This is a genomic window from Allobosea sp. 05L423 (assembly GCF_056397745.1).
The window spans coordinates 174,474-185,996 of record NZ_JBFTOA010000007.1; the positions used below are offsets into that span (position 1 = coordinate 174,474).

An 11,523-nucleotide genomic window follows, 5' to 3' on the forward strand; every position below is an offset into this window, starting at 1 on the left:
CTTCCTCCCCTTGATGCGACCGAATCTGCCGATCAATAGGTCGCCCGGCCGCCCGACAGGTCGAAGACGCCGCCGGTCGAGAACGAACACTCGTCCGAGGCCAGCCACAGCACCATCCGCGCCACCTCCTCGATCTCGACGAAGCGGCCCATGGGGATGCGCGACAGAATGTCGGCGCGGCGCTCGGCGGAAATCTCCTTCGCCATTGCGGTCTCGGCGGCGGCAGGAGTGATGGCGGTGACGACGATGCCGTCTCGCGCTGTTTCCTTGGCAGCGCTCTTGGTCAGCGCGATCACGCCGGCCTTGCTGGCCGAGTAGGCGGCGGCCAGCGCCATGCCTTCCTTGCCCTGGATCGAGGCGATGTTGACGACATGGCCGCGCAGCGCATGGCCGCCGACACCGCTACGCGGAGCCTGCATCCGCATGCGGCCGAGCAGCGCGCGGCTGACGAGATAGGTGCCGAACAGGTTGACCCGCAGCACCGCCTCGAAATTGCGGGGATCGGTCTCCCAGATCGGCTTCACCTCGCCGAGAATGCCGGCATTGTTGATCAGGATGTCGATGCGCCCACGCGCGGCGAAGGCGGCCGAGGCCGCCGCATCGACGGCGGCAGCATCGGTGATGTCGACCTGCCGGGCGGCGACGCCCAGTTCGGCGGCAGCCGCCTCCAGCTTGTTGGGGTCGGCATCCCATAATTCCACCGTCGCGCCGGCATCGCTCAGCGCTTGCGCGATGCCGCGTCCCAGCCCGCCGGCGCCGCCGGTGACGATGGCCGCGCGGCCGGCAAGGTCGTAGCGCGCATCCATCAGCCGGCGCTCCAGGCGGTCTTGGTCCGGGTGATCTGGTGACGATAGAGGCCAAGCGAATAGGACCCTTCGCCGCCGATGGAGCCGAGGGAAGCGGGTGAGAGCTCCTGCTTCGCCAGCGTGACGAAATCGGCCTCGTCGCCCCAGCCTTCGAGCAGCAGCACCCAGCGCGGCACGGCATTGGCGACACCACGCGCCTTCTGTTCGGCGGTGGCGACGCCGCTCGCCTCGGCATCGGCGACGAGCAGATGCACGCCGGCCACGCCCGGCTTGTCCAGCAGATCCGGGATGAACCGCCGCAGCAGCGCATCGCGGTGAGCCTGCTCGCCTCCCTCGGGCACGTCGTAGCGCAGCGTCGCGATCAACCCGCCCTGGGCCGGGCCGGCACTATGGGCGACACGGCAGATCGAGCGGGCGACCGAGCGGAAGTGCTTGACGGCACTCAGCGTCCAGGGCGTCGGCGCATTGACGCGGGCCGTGTAGTCCTGGCTCTTCAGCGTCTCGACGGTGAGCGCCTCGTAAAGGTTGAAGAACTCCAGATCGGCCTCAATCGCGACATAGCGGCGCCCGCGCAGGAAACCGGGAATGCCCACACGCTCGGGCATGTGCTCCTGACCGTGCCAGGCATAGAACTCGGCGCGCCCCTCCGGCGCGATGTCGTGCCAGATCGCGACCGCCCCCTCACCCGCCAGACTCATGCGCCCTCCCATATTCCGCCGCGAGGCGCGTTGACTTGGCCTCGTCGCGCTCTTATACGGAAAGCAATTCTGAATTGGAAATAATTTCCAAAAATAATCCGAGGGATGAAACGCAGGTGACGATTGCGGCCGTGGAGCGGGCGTTGAAGCTGATGGAGGCGCTGGCCGGCGCGCCGGATGGCGTCGATCTCAGCCTGCTTGCCGAACGGCTCGACCTGCCCTTCAGTGCGACGCATCGCCTGCTCGCCACGCTGGCCGAGCGCGGCTTCGTCCGGCAGGACGCACATTCCGGCGCCTATGGGCTGACGCTGAAGCTGGCCCAGCTCGCCTTTCGCGATCTCGACAGCCGCGGCCTACCCGATGCCGGCCAGATCGTGCTGGACCGGCTGGCGGCGGCGACGCGGGAATATTGCCGGCTCGCCGTGGTCGAGGGCGGCGATCTGATCTGGATCGCCCGCTCGCAAGGCGCGACGGCAGGGTTGCGCTACGAGCCGCCGATGGGTTCCGGGCCCGTGTTGCATGCGACCGCCACCGGCAAGGCGTGGCTCGCCTCGCTGCCGGAAACGGAGGCGCTGCGTATCGTCTTCGCGCGCGGCTTCGACGGCGACGACCGCACCGGGCCGAACGCGCTCAAGGATGTCGATGCGCTGCGCGCCCATCTCGACGAGACGCGGCGGCGCGGTTTTGCGATTGCAGTCGAGGAAGGCGAAATCGGCATCGTCGCGATGGCGACGACCTTTCGCGCCGGGCCAGATCCCGCCGCACCGGTGGCCGGGACGCTTAGCGTCGCCGGCCCCTTGCCGCGCATGCCCGAGGATCGACGCCTCGCCATCACCGAGGCACTCGGGCGCGCGGCGGCGGAGATGGCCGATATCTGGCCGCTGCGCCGACGCCAGATCCCGCAGTCCCACGCCCATCCGCTCGTCTCGGCCAACCAGAACCATCCCGCAGGAACACCGGCATGAGCGATAGTGCCGCCAACGCCTCCCCCGCCGCAGCAGATAGCGGGCGCAGCAGGCTCCCGGAGTGGGGCTCCGCCATCGCCTGGCCGCTGATGAGCTTCGCCGTGCTGCTCGCCGCCTGGGAGTGGCTGGTGCCGCTCGCGCGCATTCCGGAATACATCCTGCCGGTGCCGAGCGCCTTCTTCGAGCGGCTCTGGACCGACCGGGGCGAGATCTTCCGGCACACGCTGGTGACGGGCAACGAGATCGTCCTAGGATTCCTGATGGCGGCTGTGATCTCGATCCCGCTCGGCTATGTCATCGTCTCGGTGCGGATCCTGGAGAAGGCGATCTATCCGGTTATCGTCTTCTTCCAGCTCGTGCCGAAGATCGCGATCGCGCCGCTCTTCGTCGTCTGGTTCGGTTTCGGCCTGTTCCCGAAGGTGCTGCTGACCTTCCTGCTCTGCTTCTTCCCGACTTTGGTGGCGAGCATGACCGGCTTCCGCGCGCTGGACGAGCGCGTGCTCTATCTCACCCGTTCGATGGGCGCTTCCGCCTGGCAGACCTTCCGCTATGTCCGCGTGCCGGCAGCACTGACCTATATCTTCTCGGGGCTGAAGGTATCGGCCGTCTTCGCCGCGACCGGCGCCATCGTCGGCGAGTTCGTCGGCGCCAATGCGGGGCTCGGCTATCTCCTGCTACGCGGCACGAGCTTTCTCGACATGCCGCTGATCTTCGCCTGCCTGGTGGCGCTGAGCGTCGTCGGCATCCTGTTCAGCTACATCGTCGACGGCCTCGAAATCCTGCTGATGCCCTGGCAACGCAAGGGCTGAATCCAGACCACACCAATAAGCCGGACGAACCGGCTCAAGGGAGGACACCATGATGAACAGACGCATGCTGATCGGCGCCGTCGCGGCCATCGCGCTCAGCGCTTCCGGCGCCCTAGCACAAGGCGCCGGCAAGCCGATGAAGATCACGCTCAACTTCCTCGCCGCCGCTCCCAATGCCGGCTTCATGATGGCCAAGCAGATGGGCCTCTACCAGAAGGCCGGCATCGACCTGACCATCGAAGAAGGCAAGGGCTCCGGCACCACGGCCCAGATGGTCGCGACCGGCCAGACCGATATCGGCTTCGCCGACGCACCCGCCGCCATGCAATTGCGCACCAAGGGCGCGCCGGTGAAGATCATCGCGCCGGTGCTGCAGACCAACGGCTTCGCCATCATCGCGCTGGAGGAGAGCGGCATCGCCTCGCCGAAGGACCTCGTCGGCAAGAAGGTCGCTGTGCAGCCCGGCACGGCGCAGACCACCCTGCTCGACGCCATCCTCGCCAGCAACCAGATCGACAAGAGCAAGCTCGACATCATCAACATCGATCCCGGCGCCTTCGTCGGGGCGCTGCTGGAGAAGAAGGTCGACGCCATCCTGGGCGGTGCCGATTTCCACTCCGTCCAGATCCGCGAGCGCGGCTTCAAGGTGCGCGACATCTTCTATCGCGACGTCGGCGTGCCGACAGTGGGGCTCTCGATCATCGCCCGCGACGACAAGATCAAGGCCGATGCCGAACTCTACAAGAAGTTCGTCGACGCGAGCCTGCAGGGCTGGGACGCCGCCCGCAAGAACCCGGATGCCGCCGCCGACGCGGTCGTCGCGCAATTTCCCTCGGTGAAGAAGGCGCAGGTGCTCGCCCAGTTCGACGTGGTCAACAAGCTGCTCTGCGCGCCGGGCGCGACCGCGCTCGGCAAGGTGCCCGACGCAAACTGGACCAAGAGCTTCGAACTGCTGACCCAGTATCTCGGCCTGCCCAAGGACAAGCTGATCACCGATTATTACACGACGGAACTGCTGCCCGCCTCGGCCCCGTCCTGCCCCTGACAACCCAACCCTCGTCATCCCGGACGAAGCGAAACGGAGATCCGGGACGACCTTGGATTGATCGAGATACGAGCATGAACGCCGCAGCCGCCCACGCCGCCGCCTCGATCGAAGGGCGCGGCATCATCAAGACCTTCGGCAGCTTCACCGCCGTCGACGGACTGACGCTCAACATCCGCAGCGGCGAGTTCGTCAGCCTGATCGGCCCGTCCGGCTGCGGCAAGAGCACGTTCATGCTGATGGCGGCCGGGCTGATCCCGGTGAGCCGGGGCGAGCTTCTGGTCAATGGCAAGGCGCTGACCTCGCCGCTCACCGATATCGGTATCGTCTTCCAGGATCACCTCCTGCTCGAATTCCGCACGGCGATGGAGAACGTGCTGCTGCAGGCGGAGATCCGCGGCCTGCCGCTGGAGCCGGCGCGCGAGCGGGCGCTCGACCTATTCGCCAAGCTCGGCATCTCGCATGCGGTCGACCGCTACCCGAAGCAGCTCTCCGGCGGCATGCGCCAGCGCGTCTCGATCGCCCGCGCGCTGATCCACAATCCCGCCGTGCTGATGATGGACGAGCCCTTCGGCGCGCTCGACGCCATCACCCGCACCCAGATCCGCCACGACCTCGAACTGCTCTGGATGGAGCAGGCCAAGACGGTGGTGTTCATCACCCACTCGATCGAGGAGGCGATCGGGCTCTCCGATCGTGTGCTGGTGATGTCGCCGACGCCCGGCAGGATCGTCGACGAGATCGCGATCGAACTGCCGCGCCCCCGCCCGGCCCATCTCGGCGACTATCCGAGCTTCAACCACTACGCCGACCGGATTCACGATGCATTCCGACGCTTCGGGGTAATCAAGTACTGAGGCGGCGCGCGACCGGCACACCCCGGCGGGCGCCGAACTGATCGACCGAGCTTGGCGTATCGCTTCCGTTAGATGTTAATTCCACTGCTCCGCCGACCTCCACAACACATAAGGCCAGATTTGGTCTCGCGGAATTTTCAACGACGGATAGACAAAGCTTTAAATCTCAGGCGCACGATCGATCCGAAGCAATTTATCAAAATAAAAATCACATAACGAGGCGTAAATACTAATCTTACCACTCATAACTGGAAGGTAAATCAGCCTTCAGCCTCTTTATCAAGATCAATAGGCTCGAACATCTCGGCATGCTGCTCAAGGAGGATAGGCAGGGCGTCCAGGAGCTTGGTTGTGTGGCGACGCGTCAAGGCTTCGGCTCTGTCGGCGTCACCGGACGCCACGGCATCGAGGATTGCCTCATGCTCACCGATATTGACGTTGTAGAGGTTCGCGTAGCTCGGATCTCTAGCTTCGGCCCTTCGCAGCTTCAAATATCGGATGCGGTCGATTTGGATCCTGTGATCGTCGACGATCTTCCACGCCAGTTCGAAGCCGGCGGCGGTGATGACGAGCCGGTGGAACTCGTCGTCCAGTCGCATGAAACGCTGGATCTCGTTGCTCTCCGCCGCAGTCTTCTGAAGTGCCACGCAATAGCGCAATTCCTTGAGAACGGCAGCCGTCGCCTGCATGCTGGCGCGTCGAGCAGCAGCACATTCAAGGGCTTCTCTGACGAAGCAGGCGGCCTCGACTGCAGGGATCGAGATCTTCTGCACCTGTGTGGCTTTCTGCGGTAAAGACCGGATCAGCCCTGTGTCCCGTAGTTGCAGCAGCGCATTGCGGACGGGGTGCCGGCTCAGGCCGAAAGCATCGGCAATGTCCTGCTCCGAAAGCCGTTCTCCCGGCGCGATATCTAGGCGCACAACGGCGTCCCTGATGACGCGTAGGAGCTGGGCGGCCGCCGATTCTCCGGACGCGAGCGGATGTCGCGAGGCAAGCCGCTTCAACACCGTCATGCATTTCCTCCGTGGTCGCCTGCTTTTGGTTGCTGGCCGCCTTGTTGACATAAAAACGACACCATGCGCAACTGGGCCACTAGTAGCCTAGTGACTCAGAAGCTGGATCCGATGTCGCCTCCCGTTCAGAAAGTCATTTCCAGCCCGCAGCTCCCGCAGAAGGTCGATGTTGTCGTCATCGGCGGCGGTATCGCCGGCGTGAGCACTGCCTTCTTCTTGGCTCGCAAAGGAATTTCAGTCGCGCTCTGCGAGAAGGGGGAGATCGGCGCCGAGCAGTCGAGCCGGAACTGGGGCTGGTGCCGGACCCTGAGCCGCGACCCGCGGGAGCTTCCTCTGGCGATGGAAAGCCTCCGGCTCTGGCGGCGAATGAACGAAATGACCGGGCGCGAGACCGGCTTCCGCCAGTGCGGCATTCTCTCGCTCTGCGCGACAGAGGCGGAGATCGCGGACGCGCAACGGGCTGATGACGAGGCCAGACTCTACCAATCCGACGCGAGGATGATCGGGCCCGAAGAGATCCGTGGGCTGGTGCCGGGCACGGGCAAACCCTGGATCGGGGCTCATTTCGCGCCGAGTGACGGGCGGGCCGAACCTGCCCTAGCAGCTCCCGCGATCGCCGAAAGTGCACGCGACGCGGGCGCCTACATCCTGACTGGCTGCGCGGTTCGCGGCATTGAGACTGCGGCCGGTGCGGTTTCAAGCGTAGTTACGGAAAAGGGCGAAATCGCTTGTCAGTCTGTCGTCCTCGCAGGAGGCGTCTGGTCGCGCCTCATGTGCCGCAGCCTTGGCATCCGGCTGCCGCAGCTCAACGTGCAGGGCAATGTCATGCGGACCGCTCCACTTGACGGCGGGCCGGAGGTCTCGGTGCGGGGCCGTGGCTTCGGCCTGCGCAAGCGCCTCGACGGCGGCTACAACATCGCCTACGGACTTTCGAACGAGGCGCAGATAGTTCCGGACAGCTTCCGTTATCTGTTCGATTTTCTGCCGCGTCTTATGATCGAACGTAAGTCGATCCGGCTCCGCTTGGGCAAACGCTTCCTTGAAGAGGCTCGTGATGCACGCGGCTGGTCGACAGACGGCATTTCCCCGTTCGAGCGAACCCGGATTTTGGATCCGCAGGTCATCCAATCGGACATGGATGCCGCATTGCGCAACCTCCGCGCGGCGTTCCCCGTTTTCGACAACGCAAAGATCGTCGAATCCTGGGGCGGGTTAATCGACGCTACCCCTGACGCCGTGCCTGTGATCTCGGCTGTCGATGAGCTGCCGGGCTTCTTCCTCAGCACTGGCTATTCCGGGCATGGCTTCGGCATCGGACCGGGGGCGGGACGGCTGACCGCCGAGATCGTGATGGGAGATGCTCCCGTCGTCGACCCGACGCCCTTCTCATTCAATCGATTGCGGAAGGGTTCGAAGCCCTTGCTCAAGCAAGATCTGCGACGGCTTCCGCTGCAATAGCGAACGCCGGCAGAAGGACCACCGTCACAGTAAGAGGGGAAAAGACGTGGTGAAAGCACTGACGAGATTGTTCGCGGCCATCGTGCTGCTGGCAACAGCGCCGATGGCCTTCGCTCAGGATACCTTGCGCTGGGGTTATAATTCCGCGCCATTTCCGCCGTGGACCAACAAGAGTCCGGCAGGCGAATGGTACGGCTTCGATATCGACATCATGAACGCCCTATGCCGTGAGATGAAGGCTACATGCGAGATCGTTCCCGTCGCCTGGGATGGAATCATCCCAGCTCTCCAGGCCAACAAGATCGACATCATCTGGTCCGGCATGTCGATGACGGCAGAGCGCGAGAAGGTAGTCGACTTCACTGATCGCTATCGTCGCGGACCGGCAGCTTTCATCGCCCCCAAGGCGCTGAAGGTAGAGGTCAGCGCCGCGGGCCTCAAGGACAAGATCGTCGCGGTGACGAAGGCGACGAATTTTCAGCGCTACCTGGAATCGTATTACGGCAATACGGCCAAGATCAAACTGTACGATACACTGGACGACGCCACCGCAGACCTCGTGGCTGGCCGCAACGATGTCGTCATGGGCGATATCCTGCAGTTGACGATCTTCATGAAGAACGTTCCTGGCCAGCCATACGAGATCAAGGGCATCACGCCTGTCGATCCGATCCTGGGGCGCGGCGCAGGCGCCGGCGTGCGCAAGGGCGACACCGTCTTGCGCGACCGCATGAACGTCGCGCTGGCAGCGATCCGCAAGAGCGGGGAGTACCAGGCGATCGCCAAGAAGTATTTCGAGCACGACCCTTACGGCGAGTGATCCGAAGCGGCGAGCCGGTCTGGCCGGCTCGCCCGCAAGATGGCGGTTGGTATGCAGTTCGACCTTTCAACATTCATGACACTGATTGGCTTCGGGCCAACCGGGTGGGGCGGGCAGCTCCTTCGAGGCGCCCTGACGACGATCGAGATCTCCATCGCTTCCTATGTTCTCGGAATGGCGCTCGGCCTTGTCGGGTGCTGGGCCAAGCTCTCAGGCAGCCCGCTCGCCGAAAAGGTGGCAGAGCTCTATACAACGCTCGTGCGGGCCATTCCCGCGCTGCTCCTGATCATCCTGCTCTATTATACTGGAACGGCACTGTTCGACGCGGCTATGGGGCTGATCGGCCTCAAGGGGCGCATTACGCTCAGCGGCTTCGCCACCGTTGTGTTTGCGCTCGGCTTCATAAAGGGCGCGTACATGACGGAGGTGTTCCGGGGCGCCATGGTCTCTGTCCCGCGGGGGATTCACGAGGCCGGTCGGGCGCTGGCTCTACCACCACTGACGCGTTTCCGCTTGGTCACCCTTCCGCTCATGTTGCGCATCGCATTGCCGGGGCTAGGAAACCTCTGGCAATCGGCGCTGAAGGACTCGGCGTTGGTCAGTGTTGTCGGGTTCGAAGAGCTATTGAATGTCGGGAAGATCGCTGCCAGCCAGACGAAGTTCTATCTCAGCTTCTTCCTGCTCGTCGCGGCGATGTTCCTTGCGATCTCGCTGATCTCCAACCTCTTCATCGCGCGGCTTGAGCGGCGCCTGAACCGGGGCTTCGCCTGAAATGGAACTCGCGTTCTTCGTCGAGATGGTGCCGCAACTCGTCGATGGGTTCTGGATCACGCTCAGCCTGTGGCTGTTCTCGCTACTTGCGGGGCTCGCAGGTGCGACCCTCGTGGCAACGATGCGGATGTCGCCGTCTATCTTGCTGAGCGCACCGGCAAGATCATTCCTGACCGTGATCAGGGGCACGCCGCTACTGATACAGGTTTATATCCTCTACTACGGCTTCGGAAACCTCTTCGCGCAGATGCCGTCGATCCGCTACAGCGCGTTCTGGCCCGTCCTTCGAGAGGGGTACTGGTATGCCTGGGCGGCTTTGACGATCAGCTTTGCTGCCTATGGCGGCGAGATTCTGCGGGGCGGCATCGCCGGCGTGCCCAAGGGCGAGATCGAGGCGGCGCGCTCGCTGGGCCTTCGTAGTTGGATGACTTGGCTGCTGATCGTTCTGCCCCGCGCCTTTCGCATCAGTCTACCGGCGTTGGGCGGCCAGAACATCATCCTGCTGAAATCGACAGTCCTGGCGTCGACTATCACGGTGATGGATCTGCTCGGGATGGCCAACTACATCAGAATGCAGACATTCAAGGTTTACGAGCCGCTTCTGGCCGTAACTTTCGTTTTCGTCATCCTGACATGGATTTCGGCACGCGCCGTGACGTGGCTTGAACGCCGGTACAGCTATGGCGCGGGGTAGAAGCTACCTCGTCCCCGCTTCAAGCGCTCAAACGCATCCAACGATCTGTGCTGCTCGGGAACAGCGTCTGCTGTCGGCAGCCATCACTCACCAAGAGGTCACAGCGCATGGAAATCGGGTCGTCACAGCCCAAGGTTGTCGTCATCGGCGCCGGCATTTTCGGTAGCTCAGCCGCACTCCATCTCGCTCGCCTCGGCGCGCGTGTGACGCTCGTCACCGAAGCCGGGTCGGCGAGCGGCGCTTCAGGACGTTCCCTGTCTTGGCTGAACTCGGCTCGCTTGCGGTCGACTGAATATCACGAACTGCGCATGCTCGGGCTGGAACGGTATCGCACTCTCTTGAAACAGCATCCCGGCGCGCCGTGGCTGCGGTTCGACGGCGGTTTGACCTGGGATGCAGATAGCGAGACCAATGGAATAGCCAGCGTATTCGCGCACGAGCAGAGCATTGGCTATCCTGCACGGCTACTTTCGGCGGACCAGATTGCGAGTGCGACCCCAGGCGTTCGCGCGCAGGCTGTGCCGCCGCAAGGCGCGATCTTTAATCCGGATGAGGGCTGGGTCGATCTGCCGTCTTTGATCGATGTGTTGCTGATCGAATTTCAGGGGCTTGGCGGGCAGCTCGTCCAGAACGCAGGGAAAGCATCGGTTGCCGTGTCCGGCTCGCGCGTGAAGGGCGTGAATACCGCTCAAGGCCATTCTTTCGATGCCGATGCGGTGCTGCTCGCGACGGGGCCTGCTGTGCCGAAGATCGTTGCCGAGGTCGGAGCGTGCATCCCGGATGCTACGCCTATCGGTCTGCTCGTGCGGACCAAGCCGGTCGAAGTCTCCTTGCGTGCGGTTTTGAACACGCCCCGCGCGGCCGTCCGTCCCACGCCTGACGGAGCGCTAGTTGTGGACTCGGGTTGGTCAGAGCGGGAAGTCGTAATCCATCCTGATGGCAGCTACGAGGCCAAGGATTCGACCATTCAGGGCCTGCTGCGAGAAGCTTCCGCGGTTTTGGAGGGCAACCCCAAGCTCGTGTTGGATTCATACGGATTGGGCCCCAAGCCGATCCCCGAGGGCGGAGAGCCAGTGTTCGGCCAACTGGACGAGGTCGCCGGCTATCATGTCGCCTTCAGCCATAGCGGGGCCACACTCGGATTGATCGCTGGTGAGTTGCTGGCAGCTGAGATCGTTACCAGTGAACAGAGTCCGCTTCTCGCGAAATTTCGACCAAACCGTTTCGGATAGGCCGGCACCGTTTGCGAGCCGATCGTAAGCGATTGGCTGTCGGATTTCAGCGAACTTAGGAGACTTGGACGATGAGTGTGATCGAGCCTGCCGGCTCCCGGCCTGCGGCGCTGAAGCAGACCTCGTTGAACACGGCCACGGCGGTCGAGATGATCGGCGTGAACAAGTGGTACGGCGAGTTCCACGTGTTGCGGGACATCAACCTCAAGGTTCAGCGCGGCGAGAAGCTGGTCATCTGCGGCCCGTCCGGTTCGGGCAAGTCGACGATGATCCGCTGCATCAACCGGCTCGAGGAGCACCAGAAGGGCCAGATCATCGTCGATGGCACGGAGCTCACCAACGATCTCAAGAAGAT

At 63.6% G+C, this 11,523-nt stretch carries 13 protein-coding genes; 10 read left to right on the forward strand and 3 right to left on the reverse strand.

What is annotated here, in order from left to right:
- Positions 1-32: 32 nt before the first annotated feature.
- Positions 33-806 (reverse strand): SDR family NAD(P)-dependent oxidoreductase, encoded by a 774-nt coding sequence (locus AC1DNE_RS18025; protein WP_441471958.1) that lies wholly within the window; start codon positions 804-806, stop codon positions 33-35.
- The gene (locus tag AC1DNE_RS18030; protein ID WP_441471959.1) at positions 806-1,504 is read right to left on the reverse strand and encodes a hypothetical protein; all 699 of its coding nucleotides are present in this window, start codon (positions 1,502-1,504) and stop codon (positions 806-808) included. The genes AC1DNE_RS18025 and AC1DNE_RS18030 overlap by 1 nt, the downstream gene beginning before the upstream one ends.
- A gap of 116 nt (positions 1,505-1,620) precedes the next feature.
- On the opposite strand from AC1DNE_RS18030, the gene AC1DNE_RS18035 reads away from it, so the two are divergent.
- From AC1DNE_RS18035 to AC1DNE_RS18050, 4 genes are all read left to right on the forward strand, one after another.
- Positions 1,621-2,469 carry an IclR family transcriptional regulator gene (locus AC1DNE_RS18035; RefSeq protein ID WP_441471960.1) on the forward strand — a complete coding sequence of 283 codons (849 nt, stop codon included), beginning with the start codon at positions 1,621-1,623 and terminating at the stop codon, positions 2,467-2,469.
- Complete coding sequence (locus AC1DNE_RS18040; RefSeq protein ID WP_441471961.1) at positions 2,466-3,278, forward strand: ABC transporter permease; 813 nt, start codon at positions 2,466-2,468, stop codon at positions 3,276-3,278. Before AC1DNE_RS18035 ends, AC1DNE_RS18040 begins: the two co-directional genes overlap by 4 nt.
- 49 nt (positions 3,279-3,327) lie before the next feature.
- A complete protein-coding gene (locus tag AC1DNE_RS18045; RefSeq protein ID WP_441471962.1) occupies positions 3,328-4,323 on the forward strand; it encodes an ABC transporter substrate-binding protein in 996 nt (331 codons plus the stop codon).
- A gap of 74 nt (positions 4,324-4,397) precedes the next feature.
- Positions 4,398-5,180 (forward strand): ABC transporter ATP-binding protein, encoded by a 783-nt coding sequence (locus AC1DNE_RS18050; protein ID WP_441471963.1) that lies wholly within the window; start codon positions 4,398-4,400, stop codon positions 5,178-5,180.
- A gap of 260 nt (positions 5,181-5,440) precedes the next feature.
- On the opposite strand, the gene AC1DNE_RS18055 is transcribed toward AC1DNE_RS18050, so the two are convergent.
- Positions 5,441-6,193 carry a GntR family transcriptional regulator gene (locus AC1DNE_RS18055; protein ID WP_441471964.1) on the reverse strand — a complete coding sequence of 251 codons (753 nt, stop codon included), beginning with the start codon at positions 6,191-6,193 and terminating at the stop codon, positions 5,441-5,443.
- 111 nt (positions 6,194-6,304) lie between these two features.
- On the opposite strand from AC1DNE_RS18055, the gene AC1DNE_RS18060 reads away from it, so the two are divergent.
- From AC1DNE_RS18060 to AC1DNE_RS18085, 6 genes are all read left to right on the forward strand, one after another.
- Positions 6,305-7,651 carry an NAD(P)/FAD-dependent oxidoreductase gene (locus AC1DNE_RS18060; RefSeq protein WP_441471965.1) on the forward strand — a complete coding sequence of 449 codons (1,347 nt, stop codon included), beginning with the start codon at positions 6,305-6,307 and terminating at the stop codon, positions 7,649-7,651.
- A 49-nt stretch (positions 7,652-7,700) separates the two neighbouring features.
- Positions 7,701-8,471 (forward strand): transporter substrate-binding domain-containing protein, encoded by a 771-nt coding sequence (locus AC1DNE_RS18065; protein WP_441471966.1) that lies wholly within the window; start codon positions 7,701-7,703, stop codon positions 8,469-8,471.
- A gap of 51 nt (positions 8,472-8,522) precedes the next feature.
- Positions 8,523-9,242 carry an ABC transporter permease gene (locus tag AC1DNE_RS18070; protein ID WP_441471967.1) on the forward strand — a complete coding sequence of 240 codons (720 nt, stop codon included), beginning with the start codon at positions 8,523-8,525 and terminating at the stop codon, positions 9,240-9,242.
- A 1-nt stretch (position 9,243) separates the two neighbouring features.
- Complete coding sequence (locus AC1DNE_RS18075) at positions 9,244-9,936, forward strand: ABC transporter permease (RefSeq protein ID WP_441471968.1); 693 nt, start codon at positions 9,244-9,246, stop codon at positions 9,934-9,936.
- Between the two features lie 107 nt (positions 9,937-10,043).
- Complete coding sequence (locus AC1DNE_RS18080) at positions 10,044-11,168, forward strand: NAD(P)/FAD-dependent oxidoreductase (RefSeq protein ID WP_441471969.1); 1,125 nt, start codon at positions 10,044-10,046, stop codon at positions 11,166-11,168.
- A 71-nt stretch (positions 11,169-11,239) separates the two neighbouring features.
- Positions 11,240-11,523: ATP-binding cassette domain-containing protein (locus tag AC1DNE_RS18085; protein WP_476841143.1), on the forward strand; the 284-nt coding region annotated here is incomplete at its 3' end.

Coding starts and splice junctions, on each gene's coding strand:
- AC1DNE_RS18025 (WP_441471958.1), bottom strand. CDS start 806: ATGGATGCGCGCTACGACCTTGCCGGCCGCGCGGCCATCGTCACCGGC.
- AC1DNE_RS18030 (WP_441471959.1), bottom strand. CDS start 1,504: ATGAGTCTGGCGGGTGAGGGGGCGGTCGCGATCTGGCACGACATCGCG.
- AC1DNE_RS18040 (WP_441471961.1), top strand. CDS start 2,466: ATGAGCGATAGTGCCGCCAACGCCTCCCCCGCCGCAGCAGATAGCGGG.
- AC1DNE_RS18045 (WP_441471962.1), top strand. CDS start 3,328: ATGATGAACAGACGCATGCTGATCGGCGCCGTCGCGGCCATCGCGCTC.
- AC1DNE_RS18050 (WP_441471963.1), top strand. CDS start 4,398: ATGAACGCCGCAGCCGCCCACGCCGCCGCCTCGATCGAAGGGCGCGGC.
- AC1DNE_RS18055 (WP_441471964.1), bottom strand. CDS start 6,193: ATGACGGTGTTGAAGCGGCTTGCCTCGCGACATCCGCTCGCGTCCGGA.
- AC1DNE_RS18060 (WP_441471965.1), top strand. CDS start 6,305: ATGTCGCCTCCCGTTCAGAAAGTCATTTCCAGCCCGCAGCTCCCGCAG.
- AC1DNE_RS18070 (WP_441471967.1), top strand. CDS start 8,523: ATGCAGTTCGACCTTTCAACATTCATGACACTGATTGGCTTCGGGCCA.
- AC1DNE_RS18075 (WP_441471968.1), top strand. CDS start 9,244: ATGGAACTCGCGTTCTTCGTCGAGATGGTGCCGCAACTCGTCGATGGG.
- AC1DNE_RS18080 (WP_441471969.1), top strand. CDS start 10,044: ATGGAAATCGGGTCGTCACAGCCCAAGGTTGTCGTCATCGGCGCCGGC.